The organism is Kitasatospora sp. NPDC059648, assembly GCF_042734825.1.
Lineage (GTDB): Bacteria > Actinomycetota > Actinomycetes > Streptomycetales > Streptomycetaceae > Kitasatospora.
Map to the genome: position 1 here is coordinate 1 of NZ_JBHWDU010000111.1, position 20,893 is coordinate 20,893.

14 protein-coding genes are annotated in these 20,893 nt (G+C 72.5%); 2 read left to right on the forward strand and 12 right to left on the reverse strand.

Translation table 11 applies throughout. The annotated features are described in order from the left end of the window. Positions 1 to 67: 67 nt before the first annotated feature. The 7 genes from trxA to ACFV1W_RS36525 all read right to left on the reverse strand — a co-directional run bounded on the left by trxA (position 68) and on the right by ACFV1W_RS36525 (position 10,801). A complete protein-coding gene (gene trxA, locus ACFV1W_RS36495) occupies positions 68 to 394 on the reverse strand; it encodes a thioredoxin (protein WP_030278258.1) in 327 nt (108 codons plus the stop codon). A 133-nt stretch (positions 395 to 527) separates the two neighbouring features. Next, positions 528 to 1,493 (reverse strand): thioredoxin-disulfide reductase, encoded by a 966-nt coding sequence (gene trxB, locus ACFV1W_RS36500; RefSeq protein WP_380421580.1) that lies wholly within the window; start codon positions 1,491 to 1,493, stop codon positions 528 to 530. A gap of 194 nt (positions 1,494 to 1,687) precedes the next feature. Continuing rightward, positions 1,688 to 2,599, reverse strand: coding sequence for an anti-sigma factor family protein (locus ACFV1W_RS36505; RefSeq protein WP_380421581.1), 912 nt, complete (start codon positions 2,597 to 2,599; stop codon positions 1,688 to 1,690). Beyond that, positions 2,596 to 3,354 carry an RNA polymerase sigma factor SigM gene (sigM, locus tag ACFV1W_RS36510; RefSeq protein WP_380421582.1) on the reverse strand — a complete coding sequence of 253 codons (759 nt, stop codon included), beginning with the start codon at positions 3,352 to 3,354 and terminating at the stop codon, positions 2,596 to 2,598. Before sigM ends, ACFV1W_RS36505 begins: the two co-directional genes overlap by 4 nt. A gap of 41 nt (positions 3,355 to 3,395) precedes the next feature. Next, on the reverse strand, positions 3,396 to 5,474 hold the full coding sequence (locus tag ACFV1W_RS36515) for a serine/threonine protein kinase (protein ID WP_380421583.1): 2,079 nt from the start codon (positions 5,472 to 5,474) through the stop codon (positions 3,396 to 3,398). Between the two features lie 304 nt (positions 5,475 to 5,778). Next, a complete protein-coding gene (gene murJ, locus ACFV1W_RS36520; RefSeq protein WP_380421584.1) occupies positions 5,779 to 8,250 on the reverse strand; it encodes a murein biosynthesis integral membrane protein MurJ in 2,472 nt (823 codons plus the stop codon). A 58-nt stretch (positions 8,251 to 8,308) separates the two neighbouring features. Continuing rightward, positions 8,309 to 10,801, reverse strand: a complete 2,493-nt coding sequence (locus ACFV1W_RS36525) for a DUF6049 family protein (protein WP_380421585.1) — start codon at positions 10,799 to 10,801, stop codon at positions 8,309 to 8,311. 371 nt (positions 10,802 to 11,172) lie between these two features. On the opposite strand from ACFV1W_RS36525, the gene ACFV1W_RS36530 reads away from it, so the two are divergent. After that, a complete protein-coding gene (locus tag ACFV1W_RS36530) occupies positions 11,173 to 12,600 on the forward strand; it encodes a CCA tRNA nucleotidyltransferase (RefSeq protein WP_380421591.1) in 1,428 nt (475 codons plus the stop codon). Between the two features lie 61 nt (positions 12,601 to 12,661). Here the strand turns inward: ACFV1W_RS36530 and ACFV1W_RS36535 are convergent, their stop codons facing one another. From ACFV1W_RS36535 to ACFV1W_RS36555, 5 genes are all read right to left on the reverse strand, one after another. Beyond that, entirely contained in the window at positions 12,662 to 13,639 is a 978-nt protein-coding gene (locus tag ACFV1W_RS36535; RefSeq protein ID WP_380421586.1) for a hypothetical protein, read from the reverse strand. A gap of 36 nt (positions 13,640 to 13,675) precedes the next feature. Continuing rightward, complete coding sequence (locus ACFV1W_RS36540; protein ID WP_380421587.1) at positions 13,676 to 14,299, reverse strand: hypothetical protein; 624 nt, start codon at positions 14,297 to 14,299, stop codon at positions 13,676 to 13,678. A 134-nt stretch (positions 14,300 to 14,433) separates the two neighbouring features. Continuing rightward, positions 14,434 to 15,768 (reverse strand): MFS transporter, encoded by a 1,335-nt coding sequence (locus ACFV1W_RS36545; protein WP_380421588.1) that lies wholly within the window; start codon positions 15,766 to 15,768, stop codon positions 14,434 to 14,436. Between the two features lie 155 nt (positions 15,769 to 15,923). Then, complete coding sequence (locus ACFV1W_RS36550; protein ID WP_030278269.1) at positions 15,924 to 17,006, reverse strand: inositol-3-phosphate synthase; 1,083 nt, start codon at positions 17,004 to 17,006, stop codon at positions 15,924 to 15,926. Positions 17,007 to 17,133: 127 nt separating this feature from the next. Beyond that, positions 17,134 to 17,850 (reverse strand): PadR family transcriptional regulator, encoded by a 717-nt coding sequence (locus ACFV1W_RS36555; protein WP_380421589.1) that lies wholly within the window; start codon positions 17,848 to 17,850, stop codon positions 17,134 to 17,136. Positions 17,851 to 18,203: 353 nt separating this feature from the next. Between ACFV1W_RS36555 and ACFV1W_RS36560 the strand changes: the two genes are divergently transcribed. Further along, positions 18,204 to 20,831, forward strand: a complete 2,628-nt coding sequence (locus tag ACFV1W_RS36560) for a transglycosylase domain-containing protein (RefSeq protein WP_380421590.1) — start codon at positions 18,204 to 18,206, stop codon at positions 20,829 to 20,831. Positions 20,832 to 20,893 lie beyond the last annotated feature (62 nt).

Consider the following 20,893-nt stretch of genomic DNA (forward strand, 5'->3'; position numbering starts at 1 on the left):
GGGGGGCGGGGGGGGGGGGCCCCGGTGGGGGGCCCCCCCGCCGCCGTTCGACCGGTGACCGGAGGACCTAGATCAGGCCGTCCAGCTCGCGCAGCAGCGCGGCCTTCGGACGGGCGCCGGTGATCTGCTTCACCGGCTGGCCGCCCTTGTAGAGGATCAGGGTCGGGATCGAGATGACGTTGTACTCGGCGGCGGTCACCTGGTTGGCGTCCACGTCGAGCTTGGCAACGGTCAGCTTGTCGCCCTGCTCGGCCGCGATCTCCTCCAGGATCGGGGCGACCTGGCGGCACGGGCCGCACCAGGTGGCCCAGAAGTCGACCAGTACGGGCTTGTCGCTCTCCAGGACGTCGGACTTGAACGTCGCGTCGGTGACGGTGGTGGTGGCGCCGGCCACGGGAACTCCTCGGGTTAGGACGGAGGGGGCTGCTGCCAGGTGAACAACGGGCGGGCCCGTTCTGTTTCTGCCTGGCCGGGACGGGGGTGTTTCACGTGGAACACCCCCGCGGGGTTCGCTCGGAGGGCGGGGGTCAGACCGCGACGGCGGCGGCCTTGTTCTCCGCGTCGTCCAGCGCGGCCAGGTAGCGCTCGGCGTCCAGCGCGGCGGAGCAGCCGGTGCCGGAGGCGGTGATGGCCTGGCGGTAGGTGTGGTCCACGACGTCGCCGGCGCCGAAGACGCCCTCGACGTTGGTGCGGGTCGAGGGGGAGTCGACCTTCAGGTAGCCCTCGGCGTCGAGCTCCAGCTGGCCCTTGAACAGGTCGGTGCGCGGGTCGTGGCCGATCGCGATGAACAGGCCGGTGACCGCCAGCTCGCGGGTCTCGCCGGTGGTGGTGTCGCGCAGGGTGACGCCGGTCAGCTTCGGGTCGCCGTGGATGGCCTCGACCGCGCTGTCCCACTCGAAGCGGATCTTCGGGTCGGCGAAGGCGCGCTCCTGCATCGCCTTGGAGGCGCGCAGGGTGTCACGGCGGTGGATGATCGTGACGCTCCTGGCGAAGCGGGAGAGGAAGGTCGCCTCCTCCAGGGCCGTGTCGCCGCCGCCGACCACCGCGATGTCCTGGTCGCGGAAGAAGAAGCCGTCGCAGGTCGCGCACCAGGAGACGCCGCGGCCGGAGAGCTTGTCCTCGTTCGGCAGGCCCAGCTTGCGGTGCTGGGAGCCGGTGGTGACGATCACGGCGCGGGCCTTGTGCACGTTGCCCTCGGAGTCGGTGACGGTCTTGATGTCACCGGTGAGGTCGACCGCGACGATGTCGTCCGGGATCAGCTCGGCGCCGAAGCGCTCGGCCTGCGCGCGCATGTTGTCCATCAGCTCGGGGCCCATGATGCCGTCCCGGAAGCCCGGGAAGTTCTCGACCTCGGTGGTGTTCATCAGCGCACCACCGGCGGTCACGGCCCCCTCGAAGACCAGCGGCTTGAGGGAGGCACGGGCCGTGTAGAGCGCAGCCGTGTACCCGGCCGGGCCGGAACCGATGATGATCACGTTACGGACGTCGCTCACTGCTTCTCCTGGTTCGCATCGCGACCCGCGTTTGCTGCGGGGAGGGCGGTCCTGCTCCGCCGCCCGGGACAACGACTGTCCAGTCTCTCGCATTCCCAGGCGGATCAGTACCAGGTGCCCGAACTCCGGAAGCGGCGTGGCGTCCTGGTCGTCGATCGCATGGGAACGGCCTGCCGGTGGCTGGGAACGGTCGCTCAGTGGCCGGGGACGGTCCGGTGCAGGATGACCGGGCCGCAGTCGGGGGCGCGCAGGTAGACGTCCACGAGACCGGGCCGGTCGGCGGCCGGGTAGACCAGGACCTCGACCGGGGAGCCCTGGTAGCTGCCCCGGTCGGTGGCCAGCGGGGTGCCCGGGGCGGGGGCCCGGCAGGCGGCGGGCGAGGCCGGGCCGGAGAACTCCGGCCGGGCGCCCTCGGCGGGGGCGGCGTCCGACCTGGCCGGCCCGGTGGCGCGCAGTCCGGGCTCGGCACCGGAGCGGGCCAGCAACTGCTGGACCTGCGTGGCGAGTTGGTCCTCCCGGTAGACGGTGCCGGGGCCAGCCAGGTGCGGGGTGCGGGCGCTGCGGTCCTCGGGGGCTCCGGCCGAGGCGGCCGAGGCGGCCGAGGCCGCGGAGGTACCGGAGTTCTCGGAGTGGTCCAGCAGCAGGGCTCCGCCGAGGCCGAAGGCGGCCAGTGCGGCGGCCGCGCCGAGCAGCACGGCGAACCGCCGGCGGCGGGGCCGGGAGCGGCCGGGGCCGGAGGACGAGCCGGGGCGGGACGGCGGGGCCGCGGACGGCGGAACGGCCCGTACGGGCGTGGCGGGGGCCCGCCGGGGGCGCTCGGCGGCCCCGGCCGCCGTGCCGTGCTGGTCGGTGCGGGCGGTCTCGGCGAGGGCGGTGTCCAGCCGGGCCGCGACGTCGGCGGGCATCGGCTCCGGTGCGGCGGCGCCGAGCAGTGCCTGCACCTCGGCCAGGGCGTCGGCCGTCTCGCGGCACTCGGCACAGCCGTCCACGTGCCGGTGCAGCGCGGCGGCCCGGTCGGGCTCGACCAGGCCCTCGGCGAGGTCGGCGAGCTCCTCGACGGAGGGGTGGGCGTCGGCGGGCCCGGGGGAGGAGAGGGGGGCGGTCATCGCGTGCTCGCATCTCCTTCCAGCATCGTGCGGCCGGTGCTCGGGCCTGTCCCTGTGACGGTGCGGGGGCCGGTCGGGTTCCCCTGGGCGTCATGGCGCGGTGGCGGGGCCGCGCCGGGCGAACCGGATGCGCCGCGCCCCGGCGCCCCGCGCCCCGGTGTTTCACGTGAAACGTCCCGCGCCCCGCCGTCCGTCTCGCGCAGGTGCCGGACCAGTGGCAGCAGCCGGGCCCGGCCCCGGGCGCAGCGGCTCTTCACCGTGCCCACCGGGACGCCCAGCAGCTCGGCGGCCTCGGCGACGGGGTAGCCCTGCATGTCGACCAGGACCAGTGCGGCCCGCTGCTCGACGGGCAGCTCGGCGAGGGCCGCGGTCAGCTCGCGGTGCACCTCGGCGCGGACCACCGGGGAGTCGGCAGGTTCGGCGGTGCCGACCAGGCCGTCCAGCCGCTGCGGGTCGTCGTCCAGCGGGGTGGTGCGCCGGGTGGCGCTGCGCCGGGCGCGGTCCAGGCAGGCATTGACCACGATCCGGTGCAGCCAGGTGGTGACCGCCGAGCGGCCCTGGAAGCCGGGGGCGGCACGGAAGGCGGAGACCAGGGCGTCCTGGAGGGCGTCCGCGGCCTCCTCGCGGTCCCCCAGGGTGCGCAGGGCGACCGCCCAGAGCCGGTCGCGGTGACGGGTCACCAGTTGCCCGAAGGCGTGTGGATCACCGGCGACGTGCCGGGCGAGCAGCGCCGCGTCGTCGTCCGCCACTGTCACCCCTCGACCCCTTGCCGTCGTTCCGGTGCGCCGGGGTGCGGTCAGCCGGAGACCTTGACCTCGGCGACGTGGCCGCGGTACCTGCCGTCGCCATCCTTGGCCAGAGCGGTCAGCCAGATCAAGAGGTAGCGCGTGGTGACCGGGGAGTCGAGGGTGTAGTCGACGGTGTTGCCGGACTTCCTGGCGAGGGTGGTGAAGCTGTCCGGCTTGAGCTGCGACGGGTTGGCGACGGCCGCGGGGGGCACCCGCAGCTCCGCGGTCTGCTCGCCGCCCTGGAACTGGACGGTCACCGAGGAGACCGACTGCGCCGAGCCGAGGTCGATCATCAGGCCGGTGCCCGACTGGAGGGCGGGCGGCTTGGGGCCGAGCTGGTCGACGAACCAGCCGGTGGTCCAGGCGGTGCCCGGGTCGCCGTCGACGGCGTTCTTGATGCTCTCGGAGCCCAGGGGGCCGTCGCCCAGCGGGTTGTACGACTCCGCGCCCTTGATGGCGACCGGCACCGGAGCGTGCACCGTCGGGTGCACGCTCGGCGCGGCGGTGCTGACCGAGGGCTGCGGGGTGGCGACGGCCTGACCGGTGTGGCGCAGGCTGCCGACGAACTGCCAGGAGGCGACGCCGATCGCGCCCAGCGCGACCGTCCAGGCGGTGGCCTTGACGGCCCGGCGCAGCCGGCGCCTGGTGCGCCGGGCGGCGGTCGGCCGGGAGGAGGCCGGCAGCGGGGCGACCGTGGTGTCGGCGACCCGGGTGGGGTTGGGCGCGGTGGGCAGGGCGTGGGTGTTGTGCCGGGGCGGGGTGTGGAAGGCCGGCAGCTCGGGCTCGGGCTGGCGGATCCGGGGCATCTGCGCGATCGCCCGGACCAGCTCCTCCGGGGTGGTGATCGGCTCGGCGTGGTGCGGCGGGTGGTCGAACAGGGCGCGCGCCGCGAGCTCGGACAGGCCCTTGTGGACGCCCGCGCGGACCTGGTCCGGCGCGGCGTTCTGCAGGCCCTTGGGCAGCCCCCGGAGGTCGTAGCGGTCCTCCGGGTACGGCCAGCGGTGGGTGAGCGCGGCGAACAGCAGCGCGCCGATCGCCCGGGTGTCCGTGCGCTGGGCGTCCTCGGCGGACTCCTCCGGGGGCAGCCCGCGCAGGGCGGCGTCCACCGCGATGCCGTTGATCCGGTACTGGCCGCTGTCGGTGCGCAGCACGCAGCGCGGGGTGAGCCGCAGGTGGGCCTGGCCCCGGCGGTGGGCGGCCGCGACGGCGTCGGCGACCTGGCGCACCATCTGGTACGCCTCGTGCGGCTCCATCGGGCCGTCCGTGAGCAGCTTGGCGAGGTCGGAGGCGTGCGGGAGCCACTCCCGCACGACGAAGACCAGCTCGCCCTCCTGGACGGCGTCCAGCACCTGGACGAAGCGCGGGTCACCGAGCAGGGCCGCCGACTTGGCGGCGGCCAGCACCTTGCGGGCGCGCTGGTGGCCGGAGGCCATCAGGTGGACGCCGACGGCCCGTCGCAGCTTCTCGTCGACGGCGCGCCAGCTGCTGAAGGTCTCGGTCTGGGAGATGCACTCTTCGAGCAGGTAGCGGTTGCCGATCTTGTCGCCGCTGTGCCGCATCGGTGCGGGGAGGGTTCGGGGGAGGGTGGCGGTGTCGCGCGGGTCGACCGTGGGCTGGGGGTCGGTCGGACGGCGCTTGTCGGAGGCGGCCCCGGGCGCGGGGGCGGGCTTCTTCCGCGGGGTGCCGGCCGCCAGTTCGGCGGCGATCTCGTCGACCGAGAGCGGGGCGGTGATCTCCGAGGTCTCCTCGCCGGCGGAGGCCTCCCGGGCGGGCTCGGCGTCCCGGTCGTCGTCGGCCGGGGCGTCCTCCTCCCCCGCCGTGGGGGCGGCCCCGGACGGGGCCTCGGAGGCGGTCGTGGAGCCTGCCCTGGAGGCGGCCTTCGATCCGGCCGTGGGAGCGGTCTTCGACCCGGCTCGGGAGCTGGCCGTGGACCCGGCCCTCGGAGCGTCCGCGGCGGGGGCGTCGGCGGTGCCCGCCGGGGCGCTCTTCCCGCCCCCGAGCTCGTCGATCGCCGCAGCCAGCGCGGCCTCGTCCGCCGCCGCGTCAGCTGCTGACGTGTCGACGACCGCCTTGGTGCCATCAGCCACCGTGGTCCTGCCTCCCCTTGTGTCGCCCCGGCCGAGAGAGTCGCTGGAGCGCGCGGATAGGCCGCCCTGTGCTCCAGGACAATTGTGCCCACTCTTCTCCACCGGGTACGACCGCTGAGACGTCCGCCAGGTTGCCCAGGGGTGGAGAGATGTCGTGCAGATCCGACACCGGGCCGCCACGTCACGGGCCGGGCGTTCCCGGCGGCGGTGGCGGCCCGGAACCCGGCCGGACGGGCGGAGGAGGCGGTCGCCCCGGTTGACGCCCGGTCAGGGCGTTCACCCGTCCGGCCGGTTGGCCGGTCGGTCAGCGGCCCAGTCGGCCGCGGACCATGCCCAGCATGGCGTTCATCTCCTCGATCCGCAGGCGCTTCGCGATGAACACGAAGACCAGCAGCTGGAGTCCACCGGCCAGGACCACCGACAGCACGCTGCCCGCCCAGCCGGCGAGCACCTGCTGGACCGCCAGGCTGACGCCGAGGCCGACCGCCGCGGCCGGGACGCAGGCGGCGGCCAGCCGGCTGTACGTCTTGCCGATCCGCTTGGTGTCCAGCCCGCCGATCTTCTTCTTCAGCTTCGGCACCGCGACCGCCACTCCGACGGCGTAGGCGAGGCCGTAGCCGAAGGCCATGCCGGTCACCGTCCACTGCGCGGGCAGCGCGACCCAGCAGATCAGCGAGAAGCCGGCCTGGCAGGCGGCCACCCAGACGGTGTTGGAGAACGGCGTCCTGGTGTCCTCGTAGGCGTAGAAGCCGCGCAGCATCACGTACTGGGCCGAGTACGGGATCAGCCCGAGCGCGAAGGCCGACAGCATCAGGCCGACGTTGGTCGCGTTGTCCAGGGCCGTGCCGCCGCCGCCGACCGCGTAGATCGAGCGGCCGATCGCCGGGCCGAGCGCCAGGAACAGGAAGGCCGCCGGGACGACCGCCACCGCGGTGGTGCGCAGCCCGTACGACAGGTCGTCGCGGACGGCTCCGGCGTCCTCGTCGGCCGCCGCCCGGGAGAGCCGGGGGAGCACCGCGCTCATGATCGAGACGGTGATGACGGCCTGCGGGAGCTGCCAGATGAGCAGGGCGTTGGAGAAGGCAGACAGGCCGACACCGCCGTGGCCGCCCTGTTCGGCGGCGCTGCCGGCCGCGGTGGCCAGCTGGGTGATGACCAGGTAGCCGGCCTGGTTGGCGAGGACGAAGAAGAAGGTCCACTTGGCCAGCCGGGCGGCCTTGCCCAGGCCGTGGCCGCGCCAGTCGAAGCGCGGCCGGAAGTGGAAGTCCGCGGCCCGCAGGTAGGGGACCATCGCCAGCGACTGGACCACCAGGCCGAGCAGGGTGCCCAGACCGAGCAGCCGGATGCCCTCCGGGGAGATGTTCTCCGGGGTGACCTGGGTGCCGTTGTAGCCGCCGTAGACCCAGATGTACGCGCCGAAGGTGAAGATCACCACGATGTTGTTGAGGACCGGGGTCCACATCATCGCGCCGAACCGGCCGCGGGCGTTGAGGATCTGCCCCATCACCACGTGGACGCCCATGAAGAAGATGGTCGGCAGGCAGTAGCGGGCCAGCGCCACCGTGGTGTCGGCGCGGGCCGGGTTGGTCATCATCGGGTGGGCGATCAGCTGGACCAGCAGCGGCGCCCCGAGGACCGCCAGGAACACCACGCCGCCGAGTCCTACCATCACCAGGGTGAGCAGCCGGCTGGCGTAGGCGGTGCCGCCGTCCTCGTCGTTCTTCATGCTGCGCACCAGCTGCGGCACGAAGACCGCGTTCAGCGCGCCGCCGCCGATCAGGATGTACAGCAGGGTCGGCAGGGTGTTCGCCGCGTTGTACGAGTCACCCATGACCGCGATGCCGATCGCGCCGGCGATCACCATGGTCCGCAGGAAGCCGGTGCCGCGCGAGACCAGGGTGCCGGCCGCCATGATCGCGCTGGAGTTCAGCAGGCCGGCGACCTTGCCGCCGCCGGCCGCCGGGGCGGGTGCGGCCGCGGGCTGGGCGCTCCGCTCCTCGGCGAGGTCCGCCCGCGGCTCGACCGCCGGGGGCACCGCGACGGCGGCGACCTGCATGGTGGCCTCGTCCTCGGAGAGCGGCGGGTCGAACTCGATCGGTGGCACGAAGGGGCGCTGCCCGTCCGCTCCGCCGTGCTGCGGCTGCCCCGGGTAGCCGCCCGCCGGCGGGTACGGCGCGGGGGCGCCCGGCGGCACCTGGGCACCCGGCGGCACCTGGGCGGCCTGGGGCACCGGCGGGACGGGCTGGACGGGCTGGACCGGGGCGGGCTGGGGCACCGGCTGCGGGCCGACGGCCCCGGCCTGGTGGCCGCCGAACAGCGCGTCCACCCCGACGTACTCGGTGGTCTCGGTGTCCCAGGCGGAGTGCGCCGGGCCCGGCTCCCACTGCGGCTGCGGCTGCTCGGCGGCGCCCCACTGCTCGGCGGCCGGACCGGTCTGCTGAGGCCAGCCGGCCTGCGCCGGGGGAGTGTCCCAGCCGGGCTGCACGGGCGGCACCGGTGGCGAGAACGGCGTCGACGGCACCGGGGTCGGGTAGCCGCCGCCCTGCGGCGGAAGCTGCGGCGGCACGTCGTACGCGGTGGCCGGCGGTGGCGCGACTGCGGGCCGTCCGGCCTGCAGTCCGTACGGGTCCTGGCCGTCCTGCTGGGTCCCGTACGCCTCGGCGGCGTACGGGTCCTGGGCGTACGTGTCGGCCACGTACCAGTCGCCGGACGGCGACTCGGCGCCCGGCCGGCTCTCACCGCGGCCCGGCGGCCGCTCCTCGCTGCGCCCGGTCATGTCACCTCTTCGCTGTTGTGGGGGGAGGCCGGCCCGGCGTTGCGGGTGGTCGGCGGTATCAAGGACCAACCTTCTCATCACCGGTGGTCCGATCCCGGCCATCCGGGCTGCTGGCGCGCGGTTTCCGCGCGGGACCGCCGGCCGTGGAACCGTCCCCGGCGGGGCCCGGTTCGGTGGCCTCCGGCTCCTCCGGCCCGGCTCCGGCGGCGCCGTCCGGGCCGTCCGCCGCCGGGCCGTCGCCGATCGGCTGGTCGCCGTCCTCGTGCGGCTGACCGCCGCGCCGCTTGCGCTGGCGGACGAAGCGCAGGGCGGCCAGCACCAGCAGCACGGCGGCGCCGGCGAAGACGTACAGCACCCCGTTGGTGACGGAGGTGACCTCGACCGTGAACACCTGGGGAGCACCGTAGGGCCTCGGATCGGGGCCGGTGGTGTACAGCTGGGCGATCATGGTGACCGGGCCGTTGTTGCGGGCCTCGGCGTTGAAGCGCAGCGTGACGCTCTGCGAGGCCGGGAGGACGAGGTCCTCCTCCTTGCCCACCCGCAGCCGGTTCGGCTGGTTCGAGCTGAGCCGCAGCTTCAGGTTGGTGACCGTCTGGGTGAGGTCGTTGCGCACGCTGACCTGGAGCTGGCCGGTGTCCCCGGCCAGGGTGACCACCTTCTTCTTCGGCACCTGGACGGCGTTGGTGAGCTCCGTCAGGTACTGGCCCACGCCCTGGCGGTAGTCCTGGCCGGCCGGCGCCTGGCTGCGCCACTCGGTGGACAGCGAGCGGACCATGGCGGCGCTGAACGGGCCGCGGACCCGCTGCGGCAGGGTGAGCACCCGCATCAGGGTGTCCAGGTTCCGCTGGATCGTGTCGGTGCCGCTCAGGGCGTCGGCCGGCAGCTCGGTGGCCCGGGCCTGGGTCGGGTAGTCGGCGGACGACGGGACGGCCGTGTTGGCCTTCGGGTCCGGCGCGGACTGGGCCAGCGCGTCCAGCTTCACCGGGGCCAGCCACTTGTCGGTCGCCGTCTGCAGCGCGCCCGCCAGCACCTTGGCGGTGACGGCGGTCATCTCGCGCGGCGGCATGACCAGCAGGCCGCGCTGGTTCTGCGGCTGCTCGTGGGTGATCGTGAAGGTCTCGGCCAGGAAGCGCTGGGTCGCGTCGGTCTGGTCCTTCGGGGCGCTCAGGTCCTTCTGGAAGAGCGAGGAGACCGTGTCGTCGGCGACCACGGCGCTCTGCCCGTTGCCGATCGGGCGCACCGCGGTCGGGGTGTAGTTCACCGAGTCCGGGTCGGGCATGCTCGCGCCGTTGACCAGCACCAGGCTGCTGCCCGCCTGCCGGGCGATGCCGGCGATCTGCTGGTCGAGGTAGCCCTGGTACGGCCAGGCCACGTCGGAGCGGGTGTCCACGGAGAGCCGGCCCTCGACGGTCAGCCGTCCGGCGGTGGCCGCCTTGTCCAGGGCGGTGCCCATACCGGTCAGGTCGGCGCCGTTGTGGGCGATCGAGGCGAGGTCCGGGTCGGCGTACGGCAGCGCGATGACCTGGTTGCCCGACTTGGCGACGGCCGCGCGCAGCTTGTTCAGCCAGGCCTCGGCGGCGGGCGAGGCGTCGTGGGAGACGGTGTTGTCCTCCTTGGCGGGCTTGCCCGCCGCCTCGCCGCCCGGCTTCTGCACCCGGTACTTGCCGGTCATCGCGAACGCCGCGTCCAGCAGGTCCGGGTCGATCACCCAGGTCAGGCCGGTCAGCTTGGAGCCGGTGTCGACCAGCTCGTACAGCCGGCCGCCCGGCGCGAACTCGGTGGCCAGGCTGTCGTCGCGCAGCACCGGGAGGGTCTGGTCGTTGTCGGCGGCGGTCTGCGCGGCCAGGACCGGCGCGTGCACCAGCGGCCAGAGCGTGGTGACCTTCGTCGGCTGGGCCTCGGTGCCGCCCTGGGAGAAGGGCAGGAAGGTCCGCGCGATGCCCAGGGGCCGGTCGCGCGGGTTGTCGGCGGTCGAGCCCCAGGCGTCCACCGCGAGCTCGTAGACGCCGCTCTCGGACAGCCCGAGGTCGCTGACCGCGACGCTGAGGGTGTACGGCAGGCTCTGGCCGGGCTTCAGCTCCGGCAGGGCGTACTGCGGGCTGTCCAGCTCGGTGCCGTCGTCGCCCCTCGGCGTGGTGCGGGAGGCCACGCCCTGGAGCTCGCTGCGCCGCTGCAGGGGCTTGTTGGAGACCGGCTTGCGGACTGCCGCGTGGGCGCCCTTGAGGGCCGACTTGCCCGAGTTGGTGACGTGGCCGGTGATGGACACGGTGCCGTTCGGAACGGCCAGCTGCGGGGTCACCGTCTCGATGGTCAGCACCACCGGGTACTCCGCGGTGGCCGCGGCGTCGGCGGCCGGGCGGATGTTGCCGCCGGCCGGCAGCGCCACGGCGGGGGCGGCCGTGAACAGGGTCAGGGCGGCCGCGCAGGCGGCGGCGAAGCGGCGGGCGAGGCGGCCCGGGCTCCGTCCGTCGGCGGGACGTCCGTCGGGGCCCGATGCCCGTCCAGGCTGTCGGTGCGCCCCCAGGCCCGAGTGCCGTGCCGGCTCACTCACTCGTTTCGCCCTCGCCGTTCTGTTCGATCGCTCGCTGCTGATGCTGATGCTGTCCGCCCGGCGCTGGTGCCGGACGTTCCCCGCTCGACGTTCTTCGTTCGACGCTGTACGCCACCCTGCTGCCGCGGAGGGTTCCGTCGGCACGGCGGCGGCACGCGACACCGCATCCCCGGTTCCGGTGTCCGCGATCCGTCCACCGGCATGGTAACGATCCAGCCTGGCGTGCAGTGTTGCGGGCTGTGGGATGAGACGCCCGAAACGCGCGGGCGGTTGACCTTCCGGGGCACGTACCCTTGTGAGCCGTGTCCACTGCCAATGAGCCCACCGCGCGCACCGATCGTCCCAGCACCGCCGCCCAGGTCGTCCCAGGCCTGAGCGAGGCCCAGACCCTGGGTCTGCAAGAACTGCTGCGGGTGTCTCCGGTGGCCGACGAGATCGCCCGCCGCTTCCAGGCGGCCGGTCACCGGCTGGCCCTGGTCGGCGGCTCGGTGCGGGACGCGCTGCTCGGCCGGCTCGGCAACGACCTGGACTTCACCACCGACGCCCGCCCGCAGCAGGTGCTCAAGCTGGTCAAGGGCTGGGCGGACGCGGTCTGGGACGTCGGCATCGCCTTCGGCACCGTCGGCGCCCGCAAGGACACCCCCGAGGGCTCCTTCCTGATCGAGATCACCACCTACCGCTCCGAGGCGTACGACCGCACCTCCCGCAAGCCCGAGGTGACCTACGGCGACACCATCGAGCAGGACCTGGTCCGGCGGGACTTCACGGTCAACGCGATGGCCGTCGACCTGCCCGGCCGCGGCTTCGTCGACCCGCACCACGGCCTGGAGGACCTGGAGGCCCGGGTGCTGCGCACCCCCGCCACCCCGGAGGAGTCCTTCTCCGACGACCCGCTGCGGATGATGCGGGCCGCCCGCTTCGCCGCCCAGCTGGACTTCGACCCGGCGCCCGAGGTGGTCGCCGCGATGACCGCGATGGCCGAGCGGATCACCATCGTCTCGGCCGAGCGGGTGCAGGCCGAGCTGAACAAGCTGCTGCTGGCCGACCATCCGGTGAAGGGCCTGCGGCTGCTGGTCGACACGGGCCTGGCCGGGCACGTGCTGCCGGAGCTGCCCGCGCTGAAGCTGGAGCGTGACGAGCACCACCGGCACAAGGACGTCTACGAGCACTCGCTGACCGTCCTGGAGCAGGCCATCGCCCTGGAGCAGGACGGCCCGGACCTCACCCTGCGGCTCGCCGCGCTGCTGCACGACATCGGCAAGCCGCGCACCCGCCGCTTCGAGTCGGACGGCCGGGTCTCCTTCCACCACCACGAGGTGGTCGGCGCCAAGATGGCCCGCAAGCGGATGCGCGAGCTCAAGTACTCCAAGGAGCTCACGGAGGACGTCTCGCGCCTGGTCGAGCTGCACCTGCGCTTCCACGGCTACGGCGGCGGCGAGTGGACCGACTCGGCCGTGCGCCGCTACGTCACCGACGCCGGGCCGCTGCTGGAGCGCCTGCACAAGCTCACCCGCTCCGACTGCACCACCCGCAACAAGAAGAAGGCGGCCGCCCTCTCGCGCACCTACGACGGCCTGGAGCACCGGATCGCCGAGCTGAAGGCGCAGGAGGAGTTGGACGCCATCCGTCCGGCGCTGGACGGCAACCAGATCATGGAGCTGCTCGGGCTGAAGCCCGGCCCGCAGGTCGGCAAGGCGTACAAGCACATGCTCGAACTGCGGCTGGAGCACGGCCCGATGGGGCCCGACGAGGCGGTCGCGGCGCTGCGGGCCTGGTGGGACGGCCAGCAGCAGGGCTGACCACGACGGCGGCGAAGGAACGAGGGGCGGCCCCGGTGCCGCCCCTCGCCCGTGCGCGGGATCACTTCAGATGCTTGAGGCAGAGCACGTAGTCCAGCGCCGGCCAGTTCGAGTAGGTGCGGGTGTACGTGCTGTCCGACTTCGGCTGCTTCTTGCAGACCGTCTCGTCGGAGGTGGCGAAGTACTTGTAGACCACCTTGTACTGCGCCTTGGCGTCGGTGCAGGGCAGCACGGTGATCTTCGGGTGGTCGGCGCTGGTCCCGTCGTTGCGCAGGCAGTCGCCGGTCTTGGCGTCGTCCACCGCGTCGCTCGGGTCGGTCGGGGTGGCGACCGGCGGCAGGGTGATGCTCGGCAGGGAGAAGGACGGCATCGGGGGCGGCGGGGTGTAGCTGAAGGTGGGCTGCGGCGACGGGGAGAAGGTCACCGTGTTGACCGGCGACGGGGAGGCGACCGGGGTGCCGGGGTCGCTCTTCGGACCGATCACGCCGGTGACGACCAGGATCCCGGTGGTCAGCAGGGAGACCGGCACCAGCAGCATCGCCAGGTGCGGGCGGCTGGTCAGCGGGGTGCCCGGGTCGAGCTGGGGGCCGTGGGTACCCGGCATCGGCGGCGGCAGCCGCTTGATCCGGCCGTGGGCGCCGAGGTTCATCAGCAGGGTGATCAGCGTCAGCAGCGGCGACACCCAGCTCCACCAGCCCTGGACGAGCGTCCGGGCGGACATGTCGCGCACGGTGGCCGTGCCGCAGGTGCGGCAGAACGGCCCGTGCATCCGCAGCATCCGGAACGCGACTATCAGGCCCTGGTGGCCGCGGACGGTCGCGCGCACCGCGGGGAAGCCGCCGCAGAAGCGGCAGTGCTCCCCGTCCGCCGGGGCCGGCGGCGGGTAGCCGTAGCCGTAGCCGGGCGGCGGGGCGCCGTAGGGCTGCTCCGGGGGCGGGGCCCCCGGGTAGCCGTACCCCGGCGGGGGCGGTGCGCCGTACGGGCTGCCGTCACCCGGTGGCGGGCCGTAGGGCATCTGGGGCGGAGGCGGAGCGGACAAGGAGGTCCCCCGGGAACAGGAATGGTGGCGGAAGGGTCAGGACTTCTTCACCGGCGGGTAGCCGCCGGTGGTGGGGGTCAGCGGGCCCAGGCAGAGCACGTACCGCGTCTTGTTCCAGCGGCGTCCGCTCTTGCCCGAGACGGCGCTGGTGGTCTGCGGCGTCTGCCGGCAGCGGGCCACGTCGGTGGTGCCGGTGAACTTCGACAGCACCTTGTAATTGGCTTTGGTGTCAGTGCACTTGACGATCTCGACGTCACGCGAGCCGCTCACCCGGACGCAGTCGCCGGGCTTGGCGCTGCTGACGCTCGGGCCGGCCACGAAGTAGCCGGCCGCGAGCACGGCGCAGCCGCCGACCAGCCCGGCGATCCTCAGCTTGGAGCGGACGCCGCGCTTGGCGGGGGGCGTCGCCGCCACCGGGGCGGGCTGGGGGTAGCCGTACGCGCCGGCGGGCGGCTGCTGCCCGTACGGGGCCTGGGGCTGCGGCTGGGGCTGGGGCTGCGGTGCCTGGGGGTACGGGTTCTGGGCGTACGGGTTGGGGTACGGCAGCGGGGCGGCCGGCTGCTGCCCGTAGGGCGGTTGGCCGCCGTACGCGGGCGGTGGCGGACCGTACCCGGGCGCGGCGGGTGGCGGCGGCCCGTACGGGCCGGTCGGTGTGCTCATCAGTTCGTCCCCCGTGACCGAGTGCTGTCGTTCAGACAGGTTTACGTACCTTAGCGACTCGGTCGGACGCAATCGGTCCCGCGGCCGCAGGGGACATCGGGACAGGGTGGTTTCGATTCCGCTACCGGACGGTTTCAGTGGCCGTCGCCGGGGAGCGGTCCGGACCGCCGGACGGCCCGCAGGTAGAGGACCGCGGTCAGCGCGTACACCACGGCCACCCCGAGGACCACCGTGACCGAGCGGCCGGACAGCGGCAGCACCAGTGCGGTGACCAGGGCGGCGGCCACGAAGGCGACGTTGAACAGCACGTCGTAGATGGCGAAGACCCGCCCGCGGAACTCGTCCTCGACCGACTCCTGCACCACGGTGTCGGCGCAGATCTTGGTGCCCTGGGTGACCACTCCGAGCAGCAGGGCGGCGGCCAGGCAGGGGATCGGGGCGAAGAAGAGGCCCAGCGCGGGGACGAAGACCACCGGGGCGAGCAGGCAGACCGTCATCCAGCCGGCCAGGCCGAGCCGGCGGGTGCACCAGGGGCTGACCACCGCGGCGATGAAGAACCCCGCGGCCGACAGGCCGACCGCCTGGCCGAGGGTGGCCAGTCCGGCCGCGCTGTCGGCCGGGTCGTTGAAGGTGTACCGGGCGAGCATCACCACGACCACGATCAGCACGCCGTAGCAGAACCGGGCCGCGGTGACGGCGGCCAGCGCGTGCACGGCGGGGCGGCGGTCCCGCACCAGGTGTCGCACGGCGGCGCCGAGTTCGACGGCGGCCCGCTTCAGCGCCTGGCCGAGCGCGGGGTGGTCGCCGTGCCGCTCGGGGCCGAGCAGGTCGCGGTCCATCCGGCGGGCGGCCAGCGCGGCCGACAGGTAGAGCAGCGAGGCGACGGTGACCAGCGCGGCGTCCGCCTCAGGCCCGGGCGCCATCACCTGGTGCAGCAGGAAGCCGATGCCCCCGCCCGAGGCGGCCGCGACCGTCCCGAGGGTGGGGGAGAGGGCGTTGGCGGTGACCAGGGTGTCCTGCTCGACCACCCGCGGCAGGGCGGCCGAAAGGCCGGCCAGGATGAACCGGTTGAGCGCCGTGACCAGCAGCGCCGACGCGAAGAACAGCCAGGTCGGCGCCTCGACCAGGAGCAGCGCTCCGGTACCCAGCCCCAGCCCGAAGCGGGCCAGGTTGCCGAAGTAGAGCACCTGACGGCGGCGCCAGCGGTCCAGCAGCACCCCGGCGAACGGGCCGATCACCGAGAACGGCAGCAGCATCACGGCCAGCACCGATGCGATGTCGGCGGGGGAGGACTGCTTCTCGGGGGAGAAGACCACGTAGGCGGCGAGCGAGACCTGGAAGACGCCGTCCGAGAGCTGGGAGAGCACCCGGGCGGTGAGCAGCCGGCGGAAGTCCCGGCCACGGAGCAGGCCGGGGAGCGTGGCGCGTTGCGCGGACTGGTGGGTGCTGCCGTTCTCGGTGATCGCCACCCGCCCAGAGTGCCATGGAACCGGGCGCCGTTTCACGTGAAACATTCGCTGCGGAAACGTGAAGGGCTCACGATCGGATGATCGTGAGCCCTTCGGCCGCGCTATGAGCGGTCAGCTCTGCACTCGGCGCTCGAAAGTCGCGAACCGAGCTGCGCTCAGCGCTCGACCTCGCCGCGGATGAACTTCTCGACGTTCTCCTTGGCCTCGTCGTCGAAGTACTGCACCGGCGGGGACTTCATGAAGTACGAGGAGGCCGACAGGATCGGGCCACCGATGCCGCGGTCCTTGGCGATCTTCGCGGCGCGGACGGCGTCGATGATGACACCGGCGGAGTTCGGGGAGTCCCAGACCTCCAGCTTGTACTCCAGGTTCAGCGGGACGTCGCCGAACGCGCGGCCCTCAAGGCGGACGTAGGCCCACTTGCGGTCGTCCAGCCAGGCCACGTAGTCCGACGGACCGATGTGGACGTTCTTGGCGCCCAGCTCGCGGTCGCGGATCTGCGAGGTGACGGCCTGGGTCTTGGAGATCTTCTTCGACTCCAGGCGCTCGCGCTCCAGCATGTTCTTGAAGTCCATGTTGCCGCCGACGTTCAGCTGCATGGTGCGTTCGAGGATGACACCGCGGTCCTCGAACAGCTTGGCCATCACGCGGTGCGTGATGGTGGCGCCGACCTGGGACTTGATGTCGTCACCGACGATCGGCACGCCGGCCTCGGTGAACTTGTCCGCCCACTCCTTGGTGCCCGCGATGAACACCGGCAGGGCGTTCACGAAGGCGACCTTGGCGTCGATGGCGCACTGGGCGTAGAACTTGGCCGCGTCCTCGGAGCCGACGGGCAGGTAGCAGACCAGGACGTCGACCTGCTTGTCCTTGAGGACCTGGACGACGTCGACCGGAGCCTCGTCCGACTCCTCGATGGTCTCCCGGTAGTACTTGCCCAGGCCGTCGAGGGTGTGGCCACGCTGGACGGTCACGCCGGTCGGCGGGACGTCGCAGATCTTGATGGTGTTGTTCTCGCTGTTGCCGATGGCGTCGGCCAGGTCGAAGCCGACCTTCTTGGCGTCGACGTCGAAGGCGGCGACGAACTCCACGTCACGAACGTGGTAGTCACCGAACTGGACGTGCATCAGCCCGGGGACCTTGCCGGCCGGGTCGGCGTCCTTGTAGTACTCGACACCCTGCACCAGCGACGCGGCGCAGTTGCCCACGCCCACGATGGCTACGCGAACCGAACCCATTCCGGTTGCTCCCTGTGATCTCATGAGGGCCGCCGGGGTCGACGGCACTCGTCCTGCTTCTTCGAATGACTGCTTGTACGGGCGCGAGGCGCCCACTCCTGCCGCGCGGCACCGGGCTGACGCGGTGTCAGCGCTCCTGGTCGGAGCGCCCCGGGCGGTCGTACGGTGGCCCGGACGGGTCGGGGGACCCGGTCTCCTGGCCACGGCCGTCCGAAGTCGTGGGGGGTACGGCGGTGGCGCCGGTGCTCCCGGTGGGGGCGCCGGCAGCGGGCCCGGTCCGGCCGGTGCGGTTGGCCCGCTCGGTCTCGATCAGCTCGTTGAGCCACCGGACCTCGCGTTCCACCGACTCCAGGCCGTGCCGCTGGAGTTCGACGGTGTAGTCGTCGAACCGTTCGCGGGCGCGGGCCAGCGAGCTGCGCATCCGCTCCAGGCGCTCCTCCAGCCGACTGCGGCGACCCTCCAGGACGCGCATCCGGACGGCCCGGTCGGTCTGGCCGAAGAAGGCGAAGTGGACGCCGAAGCGCTCGTCCTCCCAGGCGTCCGGACCGGAGTCGGCGAGCAGCTCCTCGAAGCGCTGCTTGCCCTCGGGGGAGAGCCGGTAGACGATCTTCGACCGCTTGCCGTTGAGCGCGGTGGCCGGGACGTACTCGACGTCCGGGTTGTCCTCGACCAGGAAACCCTGGGCGACCAGGCTCTTCAGGCACGGGTAGAGCGTTCCGTAGGAGAGCGCCCGCAGCGCTCCGAGCAGGATGTTGAGCCGCTTGCGCAGCTCGTAGCCGTGCATCGGGGCGTCATGGAGCAGGCCGAGAACGGCGAACTCCAGCACTCCTGAGCGCCTGCCCACTGCCGTCGTCCTCCTCCCTCTCGACCCTCGCTCCGGCCGCTGCACCGTCGGTATACCGCTTCGATGTATCGGCTCGATATATCGAGAACAGTAAACCCGACCTCCGGAACGGGCAAGGGGGGCACGCGTGAATGTGATCACAAGCCGACGCGCGGGTGGGGTTGGCAACGGGCATGTAATGATCTGTCGTCGTTTTGCGGTTATTGGCGGCTGATGCCCGATTAGTTGTATTTCAGCGCTGCGTACGCTGTCGCGTGTGCACGAGGACCAACCTCCGGGGTTAGGGCGGTCCGGGCATCGGACAGGAACCCTGCCTTCAGGCCGCCAAGGCCTGGCGAGGAGCGGCTGAGAACATGAGCGAGCGACGGCGAAGGACGCCCAACCCGGGCGGTGACGGGCAGCAGCCCCCGGGAGGCGGAGGTCGTCGGGGTGGTCCCGGTCCCGACGAGCTGGCCTCGGACGGGCTCGGCCGCCGACGCCCGCCGGGCGTCCGGGAGACCGCCCAGCAGCCCCGGATGACCCGTGCCGAGATGCGCAAGGCGGCGCAGAAGAAGGGCAAGGGGGGCGGTCGGCGCGGAGCCGCCGCCGCTTCCGCCGCAGCCGCCGGCCCGGGCAAGAAGCGCTTCATCGACTACCCGCGGTTCGGCAAGACCGGCATCCGCCGCTGGCTGCCGTCCTGGAAGCAGTGGCTGAGCGCCTTCCTGCTGTTCTTCGCCACCGGCGTCGGCGTCGTGTTCTACCTCTACCAGACCACGGAGATCCCGAACCTCAAGGACCTGGTGAAGGAACAGAACACCATCTACTACTGGGCCGACGGCAGCGAGATGACCCGCAAGGGCGACACCAACCGCCAGATCGTCGAACTCAACGACATCAGCCCCAACCTGCAGAACGCCGTCATCTCGGCCGAGAACGAGACCTTCCGCACCGACAGCGGCGTCGACCCCAAGGGCATGCTGCGCGCCGTCTACAACATGGCGAAGGGCGGCGAGACCCAGGGCGCCTCGACGATCACCCAGCAGTACGTCAAGAACGCCTACCTCAGCCAGGAGCAGACCCTCAGCCGCAAGCTGAAGGAGTTCTTCATCACGCTCAAGATCAACCAGAAGCTGGACAAGCCCGAGATCCTCAAGGGCTACCTCAACACCAGCTGGTTCGGCCGCAACGCCAACGGTGCCCAGGCCGCGGCCCAGGCCTACTACGGCGTCAACGCCAAGGACCTGAACCTCTGCCAGAGCGCCATGCTGGCCGGACTGCTGAAGGGCGCGAACTACTACGACCCGTCCAAGCCGGCCAACCACGACCGCGCCGTGGAGCGCTGGAAGTGGATCCTGGACCGGATGGTGATCACCCACAACGCCACCGCGGAGGAGCGGGCGAAGTGCACCACCTTCCCCGAGCCGATCCCGGTGAAGTCCAGCTCCAACATGAACGGTGAGATCAGCTACCTGGTCGACACCGCCAACCAGTACGTGATGGCCACCGACAAGTCGATCACCCAGCAGATGATCGACAAGGGCGGCCTGAAGATCTACACCACCTTCGAGAAGGACAAGGTCGACGCCCTGAAGAAGGCCGTCGACGACGTCAAGGCCGAGAACCTCGACCCGCAGAAGCGCCCCAACAACGACACCTTCGTCCAGTTCGGCGCCGCCAGCCTGCGCCCCGGCGACGGAGCGATGGTCGCCATCTACGGCGGCGACGGCGTGGAGAACGGCCACTTCGACAACAACGCCAACGCGGGCGGCGTCCAGGTCGGCTCGACCTTCAAGCCCTTCGTGCTGGCCACCGCGATGCAGGTCGGCGTGCAGACCGCGAAGGACGGCGACGGCAAGCCCAAGCGGATCAACGCCGACAGCCGCTACCTCGCCGACGACATGTCCGAGATCCGCAAGCCGGACGGCTCGCTGGTGATCGGCGACGACGGCAAGCCCTACCGGCAGAAGAACGAGGACTCCGGCAAGCGCGGCTACGTCTCGCTGCGGCAGGCCATGCAGTTCTCGTACAACGTGCCCTTCGTCCAGCTCAACCAGGACGTCGGCGGTCCGGCCGTGGCCGACATGGCCGTGCAGATGGGCATCAAGCGGGACAGCCTGGCCGACCCGAAGACCGCGACCTTCCCGCTCGGCACCTCCACCATCAGCCCGATCCGGATGGCCACCGGCTACGGCACCCTGGCGGCGAGCGGCAAGGAGGCCGAGCCCTACTCCGTCACCAAGGTCGAGGTGGACGGCAGGGAGCGCCCGGGCTTCGGCAAGAAGGACACCAAGGTGGCGCTGGAGCCGGCCGTCGCCGACAACGTCACCGACGTGCTGGTGAACGTGGCCAAGAACGGTACCGGTACCAAGACCAACTCCCTGGGCCGCCCGGTGGCGGGCAAGACCGGTACCACCGACCAGAACAAGTCGGCCTGGTGGGTCGGCTACACCCCGCAGCTGGTCACCAGCGTCGCGATGTGGCGCGAGGACCCGAGCAAGCACGACCGGGAGTCGCTCAACGGCACCGGCGGCAAGGAGTCCATCCACGGTGGTGACATCCCCACCGACATCTTCACCCGGTACATGAAGGCCGCGCTGGCCAACGAGAAGAAGATGGACTTCCCGACCCCGCAGTCGGTCGGCACCGAGGTGGACTCCTCGGGCGCGCCGTCCACGGCCACGGCGACGCCCACCCAGACGGTGACGGAGACCCCGTCGGCCCCGGCCCAGACCCAGGCGCCGGTCCAGCAGCCGACCCAGCCGCAGCCGCCGCAGCCCACCCAGGGCGGGGGCTGCGTGCCGGGCGTGGACTGCCAGCCGACCCCGACGGCGACCGCCACCCGTCAGCCGAAGCCGACGAGCAGTTGCGGTCTCATCTTCTGCCCGTCGACGCCGCCGCCCAGCACCGGCGGTGGTGGCGGCGGTGGCGGCGGCGGTGGCGGTGGCGGCAAGCCGACCCCGAGCAGCACCGGCGGCGCCCAGGGCGGCGGAGCGGCCGGGTAGCGGTCCGGTCGTCGGCTCCGGCCGACGAGACGGTGAACGGCGGTGGCGGCCCTCTTCGGAGG